Origin of the sequence: Ornithinibacillus caprae (genome assembly GCF_009728145.1) — a bacterium.
Taxonomy (GTDB): domain Bacteria; phylum Bacillota; class Bacilli; order Bacillales; family Amphibacillaceae; genus Ornithinibacillus; species Ornithinibacillus caprae.
In genome coordinates this window covers 52,566-72,261 of record NZ_WOCA01000002.1, presented here as the reverse complement: position 1 = coordinate 72,261, position 19,696 = coordinate 52,566, and the positions used below count along the sequence as shown (strand labels likewise).

General features: G+C 35.2%; 18 protein-coding genes. 2 read left to right on the top strand and 16 right to left on the bottom strand.

Annotated elements, in window-relative coordinates:
• From GMD78_RS03105 to GMD78_RS03055, 11 genes are all read right to left on the bottom strand, one after another.
• Entirely contained in the window at positions 1 to 834 is an 834-nt protein-coding gene (locus tag GMD78_RS03105) for a sugar phosphate isomerase/epimerase family protein (RefSeq protein WP_155667056.1), read from the bottom strand.
• A 12-nt stretch (positions 835 to 846) separates the two neighbouring features.
• Complete coding sequence (locus GMD78_RS03100; protein WP_155667054.1) at positions 847 to 1,899, bottom strand: Gfo/Idh/MocA family protein; 1,053 nt, start codon at positions 1,897 to 1,899, stop codon at positions 847 to 849.
• 15 nt (positions 1,900 to 1,914) lie between these two features.
• Positions 1,915 to 2,973: a Gfo/Idh/MocA family protein gene (locus tag GMD78_RS03095; RefSeq protein ID WP_155667052.1), complete on the bottom strand. Its 1,059-nt coding sequence runs from the start codon at positions 2,971 to 2,973 to the stop codon at positions 1,915 to 1,917.
• A gap of 534 nt (positions 2,974 to 3,507) precedes the next feature.
• Positions 3,508 to 4,077 carry a glycerol-3-phosphate responsive antiterminator gene (locus tag GMD78_RS03090; RefSeq protein WP_343042091.1) on the bottom strand — a complete coding sequence of 190 codons (570 nt, stop codon included), beginning with the start codon at positions 4,075 to 4,077 and terminating at the stop codon, positions 3,508 to 3,510.
• A gap of 30 nt (positions 4,078 to 4,107) precedes the next feature.
• On the bottom strand, positions 4,108 to 5,715 hold the full coding sequence (locus GMD78_RS03085; RefSeq protein ID WP_155667050.1) for a Na/Pi cotransporter family protein: 1,608 nt from the start codon (positions 5,713 to 5,715) through the stop codon (positions 4,108 to 4,110).
• An 18-nt stretch (positions 5,716 to 5,733) separates the two neighbouring features.
• The gene (locus GMD78_RS03080) at positions 5,734 to 6,366 is read right to left on the bottom strand and encodes a PhoU domain-containing protein (RefSeq protein ID WP_155667048.1); all 633 of its coding nucleotides are present in this window, start codon (positions 6,364 to 6,366) and stop codon (positions 5,734 to 5,736) included.
• Positions 6,347 to 7,183, bottom strand: a complete 837-nt coding sequence (locus GMD78_RS03075) for an HAD-IIA family hydrolase (protein ID WP_155667046.1) — start codon at positions 7,181 to 7,183, stop codon at positions 6,347 to 6,349. Before GMD78_RS03075 ends, GMD78_RS03080 begins: the two co-directional genes overlap by 20 nt.
• Before the next feature lie 129 nt (positions 7,184 to 7,312).
• On the bottom strand, positions 7,313 to 8,053 hold the full coding sequence (locus GMD78_RS03070) for an MBL fold metallo-hydrolase (RefSeq protein ID WP_155667044.1): 741 nt from the start codon (positions 8,051 to 8,053) through the stop codon (positions 7,313 to 7,315).
• Positions 8,054 to 8,064: 11 nt separating this feature from the next.
• Positions 8,065 to 8,877 carry a carbohydrate ABC transporter permease gene (locus tag GMD78_RS03065; RefSeq protein ID WP_155667042.1) on the bottom strand — a complete coding sequence of 271 codons (813 nt, stop codon included), beginning with the start codon at positions 8,875 to 8,877 and terminating at the stop codon, positions 8,065 to 8,067.
• 14 nt (positions 8,878 to 8,891) lie between these two features.
• Positions 8,892 to 9,797, bottom strand: a complete 906-nt coding sequence (locus tag GMD78_RS03060; RefSeq protein WP_155667040.1) for a carbohydrate ABC transporter permease — start codon at positions 9,795 to 9,797, stop codon at positions 8,892 to 8,894.
• A gap of 95 nt (positions 9,798 to 9,892) precedes the next feature.
• Entirely contained in the window at positions 9,893 to 11,155 is a 1,263-nt protein-coding gene (locus GMD78_RS03055; protein WP_155667038.1) for an ABC transporter substrate-binding protein, read from the bottom strand.
• Between the two features lie 675 nt (positions 11,156 to 11,830).
• Between GMD78_RS03055 and GMD78_RS03050 the strand changes: the two genes are divergently transcribed.
• Positions 11,831 to 15,205, top strand: coding sequence for a M14 family zinc carboxypeptidase (locus tag GMD78_RS03050; protein ID WP_155667036.1), 3,375 nt, complete (start codon positions 11,831 to 11,833; stop codon positions 15,203 to 15,205).
• Between the two features lie 150 nt (positions 15,206 to 15,355).
• On the opposite strand, the gene GMD78_RS03045 is transcribed toward GMD78_RS03050, so the two are convergent.
• Entirely contained in the window at positions 15,356 to 15,511 is a 156-nt protein-coding gene (locus tag GMD78_RS03045; protein WP_155667034.1) for a hypothetical protein, read from the bottom strand.
• A 13-nt stretch (positions 15,512 to 15,524) separates the two neighbouring features.
• Positions 15,525 to 15,662: a hypothetical protein gene (locus GMD78_RS21280; RefSeq protein ID WP_196493704.1), complete on the bottom strand. Its 138-nt coding sequence runs from the start codon at positions 15,660 to 15,662 to the stop codon at positions 15,525 to 15,527.
• A gap of 427 nt (positions 15,663 to 16,089) precedes the next feature.
• On the opposite strand from GMD78_RS21280, the gene GMD78_RS03040 reads away from it, so the two are divergent.
• Positions 16,090 to 17,136: an LCP family protein gene (locus tag GMD78_RS03040; protein WP_155667032.1), complete on the top strand. Its 1,047-nt coding sequence runs from the start codon at positions 16,090 to 16,092 to the stop codon at positions 17,134 to 17,136.
• Positions 17,137 to 17,171: 35 nt separating this feature from the next.
• Here GMD78_RS03040 and GMD78_RS03035 read toward each other — a convergent pair whose 3' ends face one another.
• From GMD78_RS03035 to GMD78_RS03025, 3 genes are all read right to left on the bottom strand, one after another.
• Entirely contained in the window at positions 17,172 to 17,933 is a 762-nt protein-coding gene (locus GMD78_RS03035; protein ID WP_155667030.1) for a WecB/TagA/CpsF family glycosyltransferase, read from the bottom strand.
• Positions 17,934 to 17,988: 55 nt separating this feature from the next.
• A complete protein-coding gene (tagH, locus tag GMD78_RS03030) occupies positions 17,989 to 18,801 on the bottom strand; it encodes a teichoic acids export ABC transporter ATP-binding subunit TagH (RefSeq protein WP_155667028.1) in 813 nt (270 codons plus the stop codon).
• An 86-nt stretch (positions 18,802 to 18,887) separates the two neighbouring features.
• Positions 18,888 to 19,694, bottom strand: coding sequence for an ABC transporter permease (locus GMD78_RS03025; protein WP_155667026.1), 807 nt, complete (start codon positions 19,692 to 19,694; stop codon positions 18,888 to 18,890).
• Positions 19,695 to 19,696: the final 2 nt, after the last annotated feature.

The following is a 19,696-nucleotide window of genomic DNA, read 5'->3' as shown; positions in this document are numbered from 1 at the left end:
CTAATCTAGTAGTTTTCTTAGACGATTAACTGCTTCTTTATTTGCCTCTATCGGTTCATCTAAGCCCTCGTATTCAATCGACAGCCACCCATGATACCCAATTTCCTTCAAGCCATTAACAATATAATCTAAATCCACTTGCCCATCCCCAGGAATCGTTCCAATCAATTCTTTTCCTTTAATAGATCGAAATCCATTCACATCTTCACTCGGTTCCTTCATGCGAAAATCTTTGAAATGAACATGAACTATTTTTTCTTTAAGGCGGTCAAATGATTGTTTAGGATCTTGATGGACGAGTAAAAAATTTCCTGTATCAAATGTTGATCTAACAAATGGACTATCCACTTGATGTATGATTTCCTCTACCTGTTCACTTCTACCTGCTAATAATCCATGATTCTCAATCGCTAAATAAACCTCTGCTTCCTCCGCTACTTTTGCACAGGATTTCAGTCCACTAACAATCCATCCTTGTCCATCTTCATACGTTAAATCCCCGTGCAAATCTCCACAAAATACTCGGACTATATTTGTTCCTAGCTCCTTAGCTACTTTTATCCCGTCAATCACTTTATCTACTGCAAGGGCACGTTGTTTCGGATCTTCACTTACAAAATTATTCGTTACATCATACGCAGAAACCTCTACGTTATTTTTTTCTAAAGCATCCTTCACTAGCTCCAATTCCTGTTCTTTATCCTTCCAATAAATATCAAGTAGTTCAACACCTTCCAAACCTGTGTCACTTGCAAACTCAATAAAATCAAGTACTGACCAATTTTCTTGTTTAACTGTTTTATTGACACTGTACATACTTACACTAACTTTCATGACCACATCTCCTTATAGGTATATTTCTTTACCGGTTTTAGCAGATTCATAGATCCCGTTTAACATACGCATCACCTGAACGCCATCCTCTACTGGTGCAATCGTTTCTTTTCCGTGAAGACAACAAGCAACAAAATGATTAATTTCACTACCAAATGCCTGATTAAAATCAAATCCCAGTTGATCAATTTGAGGTGTTACATTCAATATCGTTTGATACTTTTCCGTAATGATCGCTAGTTCAGGCTCTATTTCAGCACCACCTTTATCACCAAAAAGCTTCACAGAAATCTCATCTTCTTTTGCTTGTAGGGTAAAACTAACATCCACTAGTAATGAAGCACCGTTTTCAAACCGAACCATCGCGTTCGTTAAATCCTCCACATCATTAACCGATGGATCATAATCAGCAGCCTTATAGAATGAAAGATTTTCTATATGACTTCGATTACCTAATTTTTTATACGTATTACCACTTACCGAAACAGGACGCGGTTTCCCCATTAAATACCAGCAAATATCAATCATATGCACACCTAAATCAATTAACGGTCCACCACCAGATTTAGTAATATCACTAAACCAACCACCAGGGTTTCCTAGTCTACGTAAACAGGATGCTTTAGCATAATAAATTTCCCCAAGTTCTCCGTGTTCTATAAATTTTTTTAGTAGCTTCACATTATTTCCATGCCTGCGTACAAACCCTACTTGAAGAACCTTCCCCGTCCTTTGCACAGCTGCTTCAACTGCTTCCGCTTCTTCCACTGTCATACTTAAAGGCTTCTCCACCAAGACATGTTTTCCCGCTTCCAAAGCAGCAATGGCAATCTCAGCATGCGAATTATTCCAGGTGCAAATACTAACTGCATCAATGGTTTGATCACGTAGTAAATCTTGATAATTGTCATAGCGGCGATCTACATCATACGTATCGCTCTTCTCCCGTAGTCGCTGTTCATTCTTATCACAAAATGCTACTAACTGTACCTCTTCATTTTGTAAGTACGACTTAATATGTAAGTCAGATATGGAACCTATTCCAATAACACCTACTCTTAACATGATCATCTCTCCTTTTTAGTTAAAGTATATTTCCTTTTGTTTCTCAGAAGACTCATAGATTGCTTGAAGCATCCTTAGAATTTCATATCCATTCTCCCCAGTAATCAAAGGGGTTTTATTCAAACGGATACAATCGATAAAATGATCGATCTCCGCCTTAAATGGATCATTGTTGTCATGCTGCGGATGAGATGTCATAAACAATCCATCTTGTTCTTCCTTATAGATGGTTAAAGGAGCAAGTTTTGCTCCACCTTTATTACCTAATATCTCTAACTGAATCCCGTCATCCTGTTCACCGTTAACTGCCCATGCAATTTCCAAGGATAAAACGATCCCATTTGTAAAACGAATCCATGCCGCACCAAAGTCCTCTACATCAAATACGTGCTGAGCATTTAATTCTTTATTTTTCGATTCCCATGTAGAAACATGCTTTGTTTGATATGCACCTAACGCTTTCGTTGTTTGTCCAGATACAGATTGAACACTTGGACTCCCTAGTAGCCACCAGGCAAGATCAAGGGCATGAACACCAATATCCATCATTGCTCCACCACCAGCTAATTCCTTGTTCGTAAACCAGCCCTTAGGCGCACCACGACGACGAAATAATTTTGCCTTCGCATAGTACAGCTCTCCAAATTCTTTCTTTTCGACATAACGCTTTACGATCGCTGCATCATTACGAAACCGATGTGTCATCCCTACCATGGTTATGGTGTTTGCTTTCTTAGCTGTTTTTAAATACTCATCTACCTCTTGCAACGAAGTACCAATCGGCTTTTCAACCAGAACATGGACACCATGCTCAGCTGCTTTCTTAGCAATTTGCATATGAGTCTGGTTAGGAGTACAGATAATGACAGCATCTACTACAGTCTTGGCAAACATTTCTTCAACCGTTTTAAAATAATGGGGTATATTGTGTTTATCAGCCATTTCCTTCGCTCGGTCAATAGATAGGTCTACTACTGCCTTTACCAAGGCTTCCGGATGTTGCTTCAAAAACGTTAAATGAGTTGCCTCAGCAATCGCCCCAATCCCAATAATACCTACTCTAACTTGTTCCAACATCAACATCACCTTTCTTAACAAGAAGGAATTAATGTTCAAATATATTAGAAAAAGTGGATTATTCCTTCAATTGTAATCGATTTCATTATACCACTACATAAAAAAGATTTGTAGAGATTATTTTGTTTTGTCGGTGCCTGTCACTTGTCGAATTGTAGGAGAAAAAATGAAAGACCTCTTCATTTTTATAAGAGGTCTTGTCGTTTAGCTTGCTGCGTTTTACGCTGGGGTGTGGTGCGGTTGTTTTGGGTTTGGTGCGGTTGTACTTGGGTTTGGTGCGGTTATTTTTTGTTTGGTGCGCTCGCACTTATGGGTGGTGCACTTATTTTTATTTTGGTGCGCTCACCCTTGAAAGTGGTGCGCTTATTTTGTTTCGCGTGCGCTCGCACTTATGGGTGGTGCGTTTATTTTCATATTGGCGCGCTCGCCCTCGGAGTGGTGCGATTAATTACAACTCCGTGCGCTTATTACAAAACTTGGTGCGCTCGCTTTCATCGCATGTGCTCCTCCCATGTTCAAACACCCATCCACCTAAATCCCCAAATTCCACAATTTCTGATCACTCAAGGAAGCTGCTAGTGCTCCTGCTCGTAAAGCAGCATGAATTTCATCTTCATATTTAATTAGACCACCGACAATAACTGGTAATCTAGTTTTTTCGGTGATTTCATAGGTGACTCGTGGCATGATGCCAGGCAGTACCTCGATTGCATCTGGTTGGCACTTGTTTGCTATTTCAATTCCTTTTTGAACGGCATGCTGGTCAATGAGGAATAGCCGCTGCACGGTTAGCATACCTTCATCTTTAGCAAATTTAATTAAATGTGTTTTAGTCGTGATAATGCCATCTGGCTTCCAATTTTTCGCTACGTATCGAATGGCACTTCTATCATTTGCAAGTCCTTCTATTAAATCTAGGTGGATAAAAACGATCATGCCGGCGTCTTTTAATTCGTTGATGTATGAAGGGCTGGTTAGTAGATCACCTGCAAGTAAAAACGTTACATTTGAATGACTTTCTATTGCAAGTGGAATCTGTTCTGGTGTAGTAATGGTAGCAATGATTTGTGATTCAAATAAATCAACCATATATTGTTTCACTGTATCAACCCTTTCGACTATTTTGATCTATTATACAACACCGAGAACGGTTTGCGATATATGAACGGAATGTTGGTGAACACGAAACAGCTGATTGATCAACTCTAAATGGTTAGCGCTCATCGTAGAATTATATTTTTTCTCTTCTATTAAGTGATTAAAATGGTTAAAGATTAAATCATTTTGGATTGTTGAATACGTTCCTTGTTCATTGATCACTTCTTTTGCCAAGTCAAAATCTTGCTTTGCAAATGCTGTTAAGGATTTTTTATATGTGTTACTAATCCGATTCGTCATAGCTAGGAGTTCCTGTTTATCCGCTTCATTTAATAAAATATCTTCTTGTTCCATTTTCGTGAAAATCTTGGCAATTTGATTAACAATATCCCCAATATGCTCCAAATCATTTAAAACATATAAACATTTCACTTCTTTATCCGATTGCTTCTGGGATAAATCCTGTTGTCCAAGTTTTAGTAAAAACTGCAAAATAATTAAATAGTCACGATCTAAATCTCGCTCAGCTCCTTCAATCAGATCTACGCATTTCCAGTAATCTTGATCCTGAAGTAAAGGGATGAGCTGATTGATCATGTTTTTCTCCACTTTAACACTTGCTTTAGCAATTTCTTTTTTAGCAGTGTGCAAGGCTTCATCTGGAAGCTCTAGTAATCGGTTATCTAGTTGAATGACAGATTGTTCCTCCTTTGAAGGAAGTATCCGCTCCATTAGTTTCGAAACATGGTACAAAATCGGTAGGAAGATTGCTGCGGTTAATACATTAAAGACTGTATGCAAATTGGCAATTTGTCGCTCTAAATCCCCAGGTAGATAGGCAATACCATTAACAATTAGTCCATAACAAATAAAAGCAACTGTAACAGCGATCGATTTAAATAGAAAGTAAGATAATGCAACCTTCTTTCCTTCTCTTGATGAAGCAAGACTTGATATTAATGCTGGAATAGTTGCACCAAGATTCGCACCAAGCACAATCGAGATCGATGACTCAAATGACAGTACCCCAGTTGTAACAAGCGTCATACAGAGCACAATCGTCGCAGCACTACTGTGCATAAGAAGTGTAAAAACAACACTTAGAAGAAATAAAACAAATGGGATATTTTCATATTGAACCATGAATTCTATAAAACTAGGATCCTTTCCTAGAGGTTCTAAAGAGGAGGAAATGACACCAATTCCAAAAAATAAAAAACCAATCCCTAGCATCGCTTGACCAAGTAATTTTAGCTTATTTGCTCGTGTAAAAATAATGAAAATAACACCTATGAAAATAAACAAACTAGCATACTTCGTCACATCAAAGGCAAGGATTTGCACGGTCAAAGTCGTACCAATCGAAGAACCTAATATAACCCCAAGTGCTTGCCACAGGGTTAAAACCGAACCACTTACTAGTCCAACAACAATAATCGAGGTTGCGGTACTACTTTGCATGAAGAATGTCGCAACAATCCCAACCAATAATCCTCGAATTCGATTATTTGTAAATTGACTAATGTATTCCTTCATCTTATTAACCGCTAACTTCTGCATTCCGCGACTAGTCAGGTGCATACCATAAAGGAAAATACCAATTCCACCAAGCAGACCTATGATAATATTTACATATTCCAACAGTACGCCCCTCCTAGTTTATTTATAAAAATAATCAATATAGGTTTCACAAACATTTACAATATTATCACCTAGCCTTTCTAAAAAGCGGATCATCACAATCATCTTAGTTCCATTCGAACTTTCAATGCTATGTTCATCCATCGCATCGACAATTAGTTCATTTGTTTTAATATGCAGGTAATCAATTTGTTCATCCATGAGAATACAGTCATCTAGTAGACTACGTTCTCTTTTTTGAATACCCTCCCAACAGCTTTGGAGCATTTTTGTATGCGTCGTATTCATTTTTGAGATTGCATTTTTAAACACTTGTGGTTGTTCTGAAATCCGGTCTACCATGTTAACAAAATTAATTGTTTGATCACCTATTCTTTCTAGATCCTTTATTGCGCGAAGTAAGCACAAAAACAGTTTCATATAATTCACTTCTGGCTGCTTGATCATTAGCAATTCTATAATATGCTGCTCAATTTTTTCATCTAGATCATCTACTTGGTCTTCTAGTAAATAAAGTTGATTTTTCGTTTCTTTTTCACCAGATGATATATACTCATTCGTGTAATAAAGCATCTCAAATAAGGTGGCAAACAAATTTCCAAAATCCCCTTTTACTTCATTCACTTTCTCATCATAATAATTTTTCCTCACTAGAATCGTTATCACTTCCCAATGTGAATTTTCCTAGCTTTCCACTAGAAATGATTTCATTTATGGAAGAAAGCACAAATTCAGGCTCCCAATCTGATGTTTTTAGATCCTCCATTGTCGTAATGCCGGTAAGAACCAACGCGGTCTTCATATCCGCTTCATTGCCCATGCGAATATCCGTCTCCAATCGGTCTCCAATCATAATGCATTGATGCGAGTCTAATTCAAGAATTTTTAAAGCTGCATCTAAAGTTATAATGGATGGCTTTCCAATTTGAAGATCTATCTTTCTTCCTGAAACTCCTTCTAAGGCACCAATCATTCCAGCACAATCTGGTACATCTCCATTTTCGATAGGACACGTCCTGTCCGGGTTGGTTGCAATCATTTTAGCCCCTCGCTTTACAGCCTGATAGGCAAAATTGAGATGATCATAATGGAAGTCACGGTCCCAGGATATGATGACAATATCCGTCTCTTCTGGTGTTTGAGCTTGTAAAAATCCCGCTTTTGATAGTTCGTCTTTAATAATTTGCTCCCCAATTACGTATAAACAGGCTGTCGGATCACTTTCTTGCAAATAATTAATTAGGGTTACTGTAGGGTTTAAAATATTTTCAACCGATGCATGAATATTAAATTGTTGCAGCTTCTTCGCATATTTCTCTCGTGACTCGATCGTTTTATTGGTGAGAAATAACACCTTTTTTCCAAGTTGTTGTAGTGTATTGATTACCGTATCTGCTCCATCTATAACTTGATCCCCAAGATAAATTGTTCCATCTAAATCAAAAATAAATCCTTTGATCTCTTCCATAGGTTCCTCCAAATGTATATAAGTATAAATATATGAGAAATCCCTTGAGCATTATGACAGTATCCAATGATTACCACTGGATATACATATTGCTCAAGGGATCTCCTAATCTCTACCCTGTTTATGAAATTAAATTTTTATTGTCATCAAATCTTCTGCTACCGTAAATTTACCTCTTGGTAACGTAGCTAGCACTTCCTCATACGGTTCATTATCGGATAAATGTACCGCAACTACTTCCCCAATCCTTTCCATGTTATAAGCTTTACTAATTCCCTCTAGGCTGGAGTGGTACCTGGCTGATGTTCTAGCAGATGTTGCCTCATGAATTAGTACATCAATCCCATTATATGATTGAATATGCGCATTTATTTCCGAATCACCAGAGTAAACAATTATTTTATCTTTACTCCTTATTTCTAGGCCAATGGTTGGCACAGAATGTATGGCAGGGAAACAGGATATTTCTAAATCTTTCTCCTTTAGAATCTGTCCCGTCTTATCACCTTGAAATGTAACGATATGTATCGGAAATTCTATTCCCCATTCTTTTACATTCATCGTCTGTAGCCACTCATTTAACTTTTCCTCATTACGTGAATCAACATAAATCGTTAGGGACTCTTTACGATGCTCCAACCACATTCCCCACAATAATGAAGGCAATCCATATATATGATCAATATGGAAATGCGTGAAAATAACCGCATCCACTTCATCTAGTCCTATTTTTAGCTGTTTTAACTTTTTACAAGGGTTTCCACTTACATCAACTAGCACATGATATCCATTATTCGAGATATTTAAAGAAGTATTATCTCTTGTCTCGCCCGGATAAGCACTCCCAGTTCCTAAAAAATGAATGTACATTTTGTCACCACCTACTTAATACCAGAATGCATAAAACTAGATACAAACTGCTTTTGGAAAATAAAGAACGCAATGAGTAATGGGAAGATCACCATCATCGTACCTGCAGTTACCATCCCCCACTGTGCACCAGTTTCATAGGATTGTGCGAATAACGCCATCCCCACTGTAAGTGGACGGTTCGTAACGGAATCTGTAATGATTAATGGCCACATGAAATTACTCCAGTGTGTACTTACCGATACGAGGGCAAAAGCAACATAGGTTGGCTTTGCTGCTGGTATGTAAACATGTCTCAATGTCTGGTACCATTTACTTCCATCCATTTTTGAAGCCTCGTCTAATTCATATGGAACCTGCTTAAACGTTTGTCGTAGCAAAAACACTCCAAACGCAGATGCCCAATATGGAAGCATAACTGCTAGCTTCGTATCTACTAAGCCTAACTGGCTCATCACTTGATAGTTCGGAAATAATAGAATTTCTGGTTGAATCATAAGTTGTAATAAAAATAAGATAAATAGAACATTTTTCCCCTTAAAATCTAGTCTGGCAAATGCATATGCTGCTAAGGTAATCGTAAATAACTGTACGATTAAAACACCAAAAACGATAATAAATGTATTTAAATAATACCGTAAAAACGGTGCAGCATTCCATGCATCGATATAGTTTTGAAACGTTGGGTTAGACACCCAAAACGGGTTCGAACCATTAATAACTTCACCAGGAGGAGAAAAAGAAGTTATAAAGATCCAAAGTAACGGTGCAAAAAATACCAATCCGAGTATAATCATAATGGAATAATTAATATAACGACTCATTTATTTTCTCCTCTCTAATAATGAATTTTCCGGTCTAAATATAGATAGTTAAATGCGGTCACACTTAATAAAATAACAATTAAAATGACAGTTAACACAGCTGCCTTCCCTAAATCCCAATTCGTAAAGGCTACTTCATAAATATAGTAAAGTAATAGATTACTAGCATTATCTGGTCCGCCTTTTGTCATGATATATAAGTGATCCACGTTCTTAAATGAATTGGTGATAGCAACAATTAGAACAAATAATGTCGTCGGCATCAATAATGGAAATGTAATATTCCGAAACATTTGAAACGGTTTTGCTCCCTCAATAGTTGCCGCTTCATAAACATCCCTCGGTAAATTTTGCAACCCTGCCAAGTAAAAAATCATAAAGAATCCAGCATCTTTCCAAATAATCATTATGATCATCGCAATCATAACGGTATTCGGATCACCTAACCAGTTCGGTCCACTTCCTCCAAATACATCCAAGAAACGATCCAATAGTCCGTATTGAGGGGTATAAATAAATAGCCAGATATTCGCTACCGCAATTAATGGAATAACTGTCGGATAAAAAAATGATGTTCGAAGTAATGCACTCCCCTTCATTCTCTTGTTTAACCAAATGGCCAAGTACATTGCTAAAAAAAGACTAGCTGGTACCGTACCAATCATAAAAATGATATTATTCCATAACACCTTCCTAAAAATTTCATCCGTAAAAACATCTTTATATTGATCCAGCCCTGAAAATTGCAGCCTGGTCATTGGGCCACTATAAAAACTGAGCTGAATCGACTTAATGGTTGGATAAAACGTAAATAAAGTTAGAAAAATAAAAGATGGAAGTAACAGCGTATATGCAAAAATATTTTGCCGAAATGACCGACTAAACCTCTGTTTGAATGATTTCTGATTCGTTGTTTTCATTAGATTATGTATAACCTCCAATCGGTGGTGTATGTAAAGAGAGAAGCTCAGTTTATGACCAGAAACAGAGCTTCTCCATATCTACTTTAAAGTCATTAATCTTGAAATGGCTCAAGCACTTCTTCTGCTTGTTGCTGTGCTCTTTCCAGTGCTTCATCAACTGTACGATCTCCAGTTAAAATGGATTGGATATTATCGTTTAAGATTTTTTGCACCTCACCATTTTGATAAGTAGCAAGCTCACTATCGGAGTATTCTAGCTGTTCTCTCGCAACCAGTGCTGCTGGAAATTCCTCCACATACTTTTTTAACTTATCTGTTTCATATGCTGATTCCCTAGTTGCTACATACCCCGTATCGATTGACCATTGCGCTACTCTTTCAGGCTCCGTTAAAAACTCAATAAACTTAATTGCTGCATCACGATTTTCTTCTGGTACATCCTTAAACAAGTAAATATTACCTCCACCAGTTGGGGAACCATATTGATTATTAGCTGGCAGGAACGATACGCCAAAATCAAATTCCGCATTTTCTTTTACATTTGATAGGTTACCAGTTGTATGGTACATCATAGCTGTTTTACCACTTAAGAAATCAGATGGTACGGTAGCCCATTCAATAACTCCTTCTGGCATAATTTGGTGTTCTTGACTTAAGTCCATCCAGAAATCCATCGATTCCTTCACATATGGAGCATCAAAGTACGTTTCTTTTCCATCATAGGACATAATATTGTCCTCTGTTTGTAAGGTTAAAGCTTGTAGCATCCAGTACTGATAACCAGTACTTGGGATTTCAAGACCCCATTGTTCATCAGTCGTTAACTTTTTCCCATATTCCACTAATTCGTCCCATGTTGTTGGAGGCTGATCTGGGTCTAGTCCTGCCTCAGCGAAAGCATTTTTGTTATAGTAAAGAACGATCGTACTCCGTTGGAATGGGATACTCCACACTTCATCCCCAATAGAGGAATTCGCCATAAATCCATCATAAAAATCATCGAAATAAGCTTCATCAAATAGTGGTGTCATTTCTTCGATGACATCATTTTCTAGTAAGGTAAATAAATCAATAGAAAACAACACTGCCAGCTCTGGAGGATTTCCACCTTGTACAGAAGCCATAACCTGAGTCATCGTTTCTGCATAACTACCACCAAAGTTAGCATTTACTGTAATATTTGGATTTTCTTCCTCAAACTCATCAACTAAATCATCCACAATGTTTGCAATTGGTCCCCCAACAGCAACCGGGAAATAAAAGTCGATTTCAACCTCTTCACTTGATGTCGTGCTACTACATGCTGCCAGAATGATAACTAAAATAGCACATAAAGACAAAACCTTCCCCTTCATTTACACTTTCCTCCTTTTTAATAGTTCAAGAGATTCTATAAACTACTTCTATATGTATAGAAGCATGTTATTTACAAGTAATATGTCGTTACATATTACTTAAAATAAATGGATTCTTTACTTCATAGCATGACTTATCCATGTAAAAAAAGTATGAAATGGGTGTAAAGTGATTGTTTAGTTTGTACATTTTAAAGATTAAGATAATAAAGTTAAACTGGTATTTACTGCCCGATAAATACGGGATAAAATACACAAAACCCCATGAACAAATAAAAGTACTACATCAACGTAATACGTTTTACTGTTCACAGGGTTCTCCTAATCTCTACCCATTGTACCTTTTGATTTGTTTGATTATTTACAATAATACAATATGAATTTGGGAAAAGCAATAGTTTTTTGGATGCGTTTACAAAAAAGGGCAAACATTTCTACTCAGTATATATCTTCCATTAAAATTTCCGTATCCCAAAAAAAGTACAAATTCACTCCAAATTTACTATTTGGTAGATCCGTTAAAAAGCCACTTACATACGAGACTATTGAACTAGTTATTACTTTCCATTGTCAGTGTCGGATACGGAAGGTTATACTCCATCTCATCTTCCTATAATCTAATTAATTTGATATAATAAAAAACTGTATATAGGTGTAAAAAAAGGGGGAAAATTGTTGAAAAAACTAGTAATTATTTTATTAGTAGTAGCCATCACCATTTATCCAAACAATATTTATGGTGAGGAAAACACTGGGGATCAGACGTCAGAAAGCATATTGGAGCAATCTAGTGACAAAGACCTATCTGCTGATGAGTGGTTAGAATATGCTAACTCACAAACTACTGCATCTGCATTACTAGAAGCTTTTATAGAAGGTTATCATCATTATCCATCGGATGAACGATTTGTAAAAGGTATAAATTCAAGTGCAAGATTACTATTAGACTGGGCTACCCGTCAACACCAATTAAAAAATTTAACCGTAGCTGAGATTCGCTACAACCGCATACTAAGTGCACCAGAATTAGACGAGCCTATCGCAAGAGAAACACAGCGAAAACTAGAGTATATCAATAAAAAACTCCCAACTGAATCCGATTTTATTAATTCAGCCGAATCTATTAGTACCGCTTCAGGAAAACTACAAAAATATAGTGAAGCATTTAGCTTGTATCCTAATAATGACCAGATCAAATCTGGCCTAAAAAACAGTGCTAATCTTCTATTTGTTTGGGCTGATAGACAACATAATGAAAGAAAATTTTCTACAGCAACAGATCGTTATCAAACAATTCTAAATGTACCTCTAATAGACACAGAGTTTAGACTGAAAACAGAGGAATACTTGGGTTATGCCCTTGAAGGTCATTTAGCTCCTAAGCATTATGTTGAATTAGCTAATCGATCTAACAAGGTATCCGAAATTCTAAGCCTATTTGAAGAAGGCTACAGCTTATATCCTGATAACGAAGAAATAGTAGAAGGTGTACATAACAGCACACTCTCTCTATTAGAATGGGCTACTAGTCAACATCTAAAAGGGAATATCAATACTGCAAAAGATAGATATGAACGTATATTAAACCTTCCTTTATTAGACTCTACTGTACAAGAAATGACAGAATATAAGTTAGAGTTTGCTGTAAATGAAAATGTATTACCAACGATTGATGAGCTAATATATTCAGCAGAACAAAATAATAGTGCTTCAGGAAAACTGGAAATCTATTTACAAGGGTATCTATTATATCCTAAGGAACAACAGATATGGGATGGTATCAACATAAGTGCTCAACTATTATTCAATTGGGCTGATAATCAACACCAACTTAGAAATTTTGATACTGCGATTAACCGTTATGAGAAAATTTTACATGCTCCTAAACTAAAAGAAGAAATTAAACAAAAAACGGAGGACAATTTAAACGTTGCATTACAAGGTCAATTAACCTCCGATCAAATAATTAGCTTAGCTAATAGTTCTAATAAAGTATCTGAGAAGTATTCGTTATTTTTGGAAGGACACAATCTTTATCCCGAAAATTCATTAGTACAAGAGGGGTTAGCTAATAGCATTATTCTGTTAATAGATTGGGCTTCTAACCAACATCAAAAGGGGAATATTGAAACCGCTAAAGTAAGGTATGAAAGAATATTAGAATCACCTGTATTAGCTGCTAATGTAGAGCGAGAAACAACTCTTAAATTAGAATTGGCAAATGATGAACAAATACTGCCTACACAAAAGGAATTACAACAACTAATAAACAACGAAACCACTGCCTCTGGAAAATTTGAGAAATCATTGGAAGGGTACTGGTTATATCCAAGAAGTATAAGCATTCAGGAAGTATTAAATAATAATGCCTTAATACTACTAGATTGGGCTACTATTCAGCATCAAAATAGCAATATTGAAGTCGCAAAAAATCGTTATAATAAGATCTTAGAAGCATCAGGTATTAAAAATAATATTTCAAACGAAATAGAAAAGAAGCTATCATTCGCTTTAGAAGGAAAAACACTACCAACTGAAAAAGAATTAATTACACAAATAGAAAATTCAAACAAAGCCTCTGACAAGTTTGAAAGATCTATTGAAGGATATGAGTTGTATCCAAGAAGTAACAAATTTGAAGACATGATTAATTCTAGTGCTATTACTCTATTAGATTGGGCTACTATTCAGCATTCTTTAGGGAATATAGCTACTGCTAAAAGCAGATATGAGAGTATACTAAGTGCCCCTGTGTTAAAGAGTAATATAACGAAAGAAACAAAAACAAAACTTGATTATGCTAATCAAGGTAAACAAATTCCTACCGTATCTCAAATAATAGAAAATGCTAATAAAAATACCACTGCTTCAGGTAAACTAGAAATCTATAATAATGGATATGTATATTATCCTAGAGATAAGCAGATGAAAGCAGGATTGAATGAAAGTGCTCAATTATTACTAGACTGGGCTACTACAAAACATCAAAGTGGAAACTTCAAAACTGCGATTGATCGATACAATAAAATTATAGGATCTTCTGGGGTTAATAAGTCCATTAAACAACAAGTAGAAAATTATTTAAAATTAGCTAAAAGTGGGAAGAGGATATACATTACTTCAAAAGTTGTTAACGGGAATGTTGCTAAGTACTCATATAATCAAATGGTAAATGATATTAAAACATTAGAAAGGCAATACCCGGAATTAGTAACATCAGAAATCATCGGCAAGTCTGTTGATGGTCGAAACATTTATGCAGTAAAATTAGGATTTGGTAAAAAAGAAGTATTCTTTAACGGTTCATTCCATGCTCGTGAACATATGACTACTAATCTATTAATGACAATGCTTGATGAGTATGCATATTCTTACGCAAAAGGTACAACGTACAGTTCCTATAATACAAAAGAAATATTAGATGAAGTATCTATTTGGTTTGTCCCAATGGTAAATCCTGATGGTGTATCATTAGTACAGTTTGGTGCATCAAGTGCAAAAAATCCTTTAGAAGTAATAAAAATAAATAATGGAAAAACTAATTTTAACGGATGGAAAGCTAATATTAGAGGAGTAGATTTAAATAGAAACTTCTCTACTAACTGGAATTTAGTTCAAAACAATCCAGGAATTCCGTCTCCAGCTAATTTCAAAGGCTATCGTGCATTATCTGAACCTGAATCAAGGGCTCTTTATGAATTTACATTAGCTCATAATTTTAAAACAGAGGTAGATTACCACTCATCTGGAGAAATTATTTACTTTGGGGATGATCTAATTGGTATTAATAACTCGCTTCATACATTGAGCAAAAAAATAGCACAAAAAGTAAGCTTAAAAACGGGGTATTCCCTATATTACACACGTGGGACTCTTGGAGGTGGAAGAAGGTCGGATTGGTCTCAAAGAGAATTAAGTCGACCGGTATTAACCCCTGAGATATCCCCATATGTAGGGAACAGACCTGTACCAGTATCTTACTTTAATTCCATATGGAAAAAGAATAATACGATCGGTTTAATGATAGCTGATGAAGCTAGAAATCGGTAATACAGCGAGCAAAGCACCTAACTTCGGTTAGGTGCTTTCTCAATATTAGTAATTAAACTTATTTTATATAAGTAATAATAACTTTATAGAAGGCATTTCCAGAAGTAATTATTACTATAATATTTGGAGTTAGGAAAAACTTGAGGTGACTTATATATTGCTCTTCTTCGTTTCATGAGTAATATTTTGTAGTCCCTTTTTCATATCTTCCATTAATTCCTGAAGCGTAGCTCCTTTATATCCTTTTTCATAGGCATTACGTAATAAAATTTCAAGTTGTTTTGTTTCATTTTTTCTTTTATCCATACTCCTATCACCTCTATCCCTTTTTTGCTCTATACTCTATAGCATTTTCTATCACTTTTTGTATTAATTCTAACTTTTCCTTTGGTGCATCCTGTTTTATATATCTTACTGCCTTTTTAATTGACTTTGGTAATTGGTCAAATTCTTTCATTTATATCACCTATTTATTTAACAATTAGTAAACTCTCACTTTTATAACAGTGGATAAAGTTAAAAGGATTTAGGGGTTCAACTTCCCAATATCCAATTCGTTTAAGGACTTTTAGCATAACCACAGTGAATTAAATTTCACTTTAAAGAGTTATAGTTATATTTTTACAATTTAAAAGATATTATAACACACTCTAAGTAAATAGTAATACACAATTTATGTTATTGTTAAAATTTACATCTCATTTAACTAGAGATAATGTTCCCTTTATAAATTACCTTTAAAAAACACTTGAGTTAGAATCTATGTTAACCATGATACTTGAAAGAGTTATAAGCAGTTCTACCCTTTTAATGATTAAATATTTACGAAGAAAGTCCTTAGTAGTAAACTAAAGATAAGTTTATTTTTTGAGGGGAATATGTTTATGTCGGAAGAAAAACAAAAAGAGAGCAGAATGTTGAAAAAGCGAAAAGCTAGAAATAAAAAAAAAATCATTCTTTTATGCATTCTAATACCCATAACGGTCATTTTTATAACTACTCTTTCATATAGTGCCTATATATATTTTAAGGTGGAACAAACCGTTGATGAGTCTTACAAAAATGTAGGTAGGGAAAATGAAGTTTCCAATTTACGAGAGGAACCGATCGATCCGATGATAGATAATGTTTCCATTCTTATAATTGGTGTCGACGACAGTGAAAGACGTGGGTATGAAGAACAAAGTCGCTCTGACACATTAATCCTAGCTACATTTAATAAAGAACAAGAGGATATTAAACTATTAAGTATTCCTAGAGATACATATGCTTATGTACCAGAGGTAGATTATTATACAAAAATAAATCATGCACATTTCTATGGTGGAGCAAAAGCAGCTATTGAAACAGTAGAAGAATTCCTTCATGTTCCAGTAGATTACTATGTACGATTAAATTTTGAGGCATTTATTGAAGTAATCGACTCTCTTGGAGGTATCCATTATGATGTTCCATTTGAAATGTACGAAATGGACTCTAAGGACAAAAAGGATGCCATACATTTACTTCCCGGGTACCAAAAAATTAATGGTGAAGAAGCCTTAGCTCTTGCACGAACGAGAAAATATGATAGTGATATTGAACGTGGAAAAAGGCAACAAGAAATAATAAAAACAGTAATAAAAGAAGCCGCTTCTGCATCAACTGTGTTCAAATTAAGTGAGCTCATCGATTCTGTTGGTAAGAACATGACTACTAACCTAACATTTGAAGATATGAAAACATTTGCTTCTTATGGGTTAAGCACCGACTTATCTATTTCTTCTCTTAATCTTGATGGATATGGAGGCTATATGGATGACGGCTTATGGTATTATGTTGCTGATGAAGAAAGTAGATCTGAAATCGAAATAACGTTAAAAGATCATTTAGACTTGGAAAGTAATGCTGAAAATTATGATGACATTCAATCTATACAAAGACTCTACTAAAATATTAAAGGATGGGTAACATAACTCCCATCCTTTCATTCTTTCTTTATATATATTCGAATCATAAACTCTATTACTTTTAAAATTCTCTTCCAGCGAAATGGCTCCTTTAATAACCGGTACAACCATTCCAAATTAAGTTTAATCCATTTTTCCGGTGCACGTTTAACTTCACCGGATAAAACATCAAAGCTACCCCCAACACCCATAAATAGACCATGTGAAAACTGATCAATATTTTTATGAATCCATCTTTCTTGTTGCGGGGAACCAAGTGCTACAAAAACTAAATCAGCTTTAGTTGCTTTCATTTCCCTTAACACTTCAGACTCTTTTCCTTTGAAATAACCATGGTGGTGCCCAGCTACCTTTAAATATGGGAACCTCCTATTTATCTCAGATACTGCTTTATTATTTATATAGTCCTTCGCACCTAAGAAGTAACAAGAAAGCTGATTGTCATTAGCATACTTAAGCAGGTCCAGCATTAAATCAAATCCAGGAATTCGCTCTTTGATTGGTTGTTTCTTATGCTTTGATGCAATGACAATCCCCACACCATCAGGAACAACAAAATCGGCTGTTTGGACAATGTGTTTAAACTGAGCGTCCTCTTTCGTTTGCATGACTATTTCAGGATTTGCAGTGACAATAAAACATTTTTCTTTGTTTTTTAATCTTGGGATCAATTCGTCACTTAATAAGTTAGTTTTTGTTGTACTTATAAAATGAATATCCATAATAGAAACATGGTTTTCCGTATTTTTATTTGGCTTATGATATACAACATTTGTCATATTATATTCAACCTTTCAGCTATGCCGTAAAACAACAAAGCTTTTCCCAGATTTACTACTTTAATTCTACAAACATATCCGAACCATACTGTTGCTTTAGAGCCTCGACTTTGTACTTTTCCTTTTCGGCCTTGGTCATCTTTTTGTATTCCTTTATAAATTCCTCATACTTTGGTAGGATTTCATCTTTTAAACCATAATCCTTCACTTGACCATATTCAAGCCATAGTATTTTATCAGCAAACTTTTCCATTAATTTTATAGAATGACTAACAAATAGAATGGTCTTTCCTTTTTCTTTAAACTCCATCATTTTATTGAAGGCTTTTTCGTTAAACGCTTTGTCACCTACTGCTAAAGCTTCATCAATAATAATAATATCTGGATCAATAGAAACAGATATGGCAAAGCCAAGTCTTGAGCGCATTCCAGTCGAGTAGGATTTTATTGGTTGATCGATAAATTTCCCTAGTTCTGCAAATTCAATAATTTGAGGTTCTAAAGCTTTGATCTCATCTTTAGTAAATCCTAACATTAGGCATTTTAATTCTATATTTTCTCGTCCTGTCAGGTTACCTTTTAAACCAGAAGCAATAGCTATCAACGCCACACTTCCTGTTACATCCACCGTCCCAGAAGTTTCCGGCAATATCCCAGCAATAATATTAGAGAGAGTTGATTTTCCTGCACCATTAACACCAACTAAACCAACAACTTCTCCACTATATGCTTCAAAATTAACATTCTTTAAAGCAAAGAAATCCTCTCCATAACTTTTACTAAGGAAGATATCTTTTACCTTTTGTGATGTGCTTGTATATAATTTATGCTTCTTAGAAACATTTAATAATTTAATTGTTTTTTTCATCATGATCCCTTCCTATGCTAAGGAATAGTATGTGCCACACCTCTGCGGCAAAAATCTTCTTTATCCTTATGCAGGATAAGAAAGTCTTATATAAAATCTATAAATCTTCTTCTAAAACGAACATGTAAGGTTGCTCCAGCTAGTAATAGAAAAATAGTTACGCCCCAAAAGTATAAGGAATACTCCCAATTGGTAATAAAGTACCACTCTTTACCTAATAATGAGTAACGATATCCTTCTACTAGATAGTACAATGGATTTATCTTCATTAAGTTCTGTACCCAATCTGGAAGTGAAAACGTCGCCCATAAAATTGGAGTCATATACAAGAGCATTCGTAGTAATGCTTGAAGTAGCATTTGAAGATCACGAATAAATGTATTTAATGTTGAAGTAATTAAAGACAGTGAAAAAATAAACAAGTAGGTTGCAAACACAAATAGTGGCAACTGCAAATAATAAATATTAATTGGATAACCCGTAAAATTCAATACAATCATTGTCAAAATAATTAATCCCACATGAGAATAAAACTTGGAATAAATGATTATATTTGGAATTAGACTCATTGGAAAATTCATTTTGGATAACATTTTCACTCGTTGATAGATCGACTTCGATCCTTCTAAAATGGCTGGATTAAAGAAGAACCACACAATAATACCCGATAGCATCCATTGAAAGAACGGATCACCATCAATCTCTTGGCCTCTTCTAATTCCATAACCGAATATAAACCAGTATATAGCAATTTGAATGGAAGGATTGATAAGCTCCCACGCTAACCCTAAATAGGTCATTTTATTTTTACTTTTTATTTCATATAACGAGAGTCTACGTAATAAATAAAAGTGTTTTATTTGTTCTGTTAATACCGTTATGACTGCTTTCATAA

Bases quoted from the DNA above. Each gene is read 5' to 3' on its own strand.
- GMD78_RS03035 (WP_155667030.1), bottom strand. From the start codon at position 17,933: ATGACAAATGTTGTATATCATAAGCCAAATAAAAATACGGAAAACCAT.
- GMD78_RS03105 (WP_155667056.1), bottom strand. From the start codon at position 834: ATGAAAGTTAGTGTAAGTATGTACAGTGTCAATAAAACAGTTAAACAA.
- GMD78_RS03060 (WP_155667040.1), bottom strand. From the start codon at position 9,797: ATGAAAACAACGAATCAGAAATCATTCAAACAGAGGTTTAGTCGGTCA.
- tagH (WP_155667028.1), bottom strand. From the start codon at position 18,801: ATGAAAAAAACAATTAAATTATTAAATGTTTCTAAGAAGCATAAATTA.
- GMD78_RS03075 (WP_155667046.1), bottom strand. From the start codon at position 7,183: ATGGAAGAGATCAAAGGATTTATTTTTGATTTAGATGGAACAATTTAT.
- GMD78_RS21280 (WP_196493704.1), bottom strand. From the start codon at position 15,662: ATGAAAGAATTTGACCAATTACCAAAGTCAATTAAAAAGGCAGTAAGA.
- GMD78_RS03025 (WP_155667026.1), bottom strand. From the start codon at position 19,694: ATGAAAGCAGTCATAACGGTATTAACAGAACAAATAAAACACTTTTAT.
- GMD78_RS03055 (WP_155667038.1), bottom strand. From the start codon at position 11,155: ATGAAGGGGAAGGTTTTGTCTTTATGTGCTATTTTAGTTATCATTCTG.
- GMD78_RS03070 (WP_155667044.1), bottom strand. From the start codon at position 8,053: ATGTACATTCATTTTTTAGGAACTGGGAGTGCTTATCCGGGCGAGACA.
- GMD78_RS03100 (WP_155667054.1), bottom strand. From the start codon at position 1,899: ATGTTAAGAGTAGGTGTTATTGGAATAGGTTCCATATCTGACTTACAT.
- GMD78_RS03045 (WP_155667034.1), bottom strand. From the start codon at position 15,511: ATGGATAAAAGAAAAAATGAAACAAAACAACTTGAAATTTTATTACGT.
- GMD78_RS03065 (WP_155667042.1), bottom strand. From the start codon at position 8,877: ATGAGTCGTTATATTAATTATTCCATTATGATTATACTCGGATTGGTA.
- GMD78_RS03040 (WP_155667032.1), top strand. From the start codon at position 16,090: ATGTCGGAAGAAAAACAAAAAGAGAGCAGAATGTTGAAAAAGCGAAAA.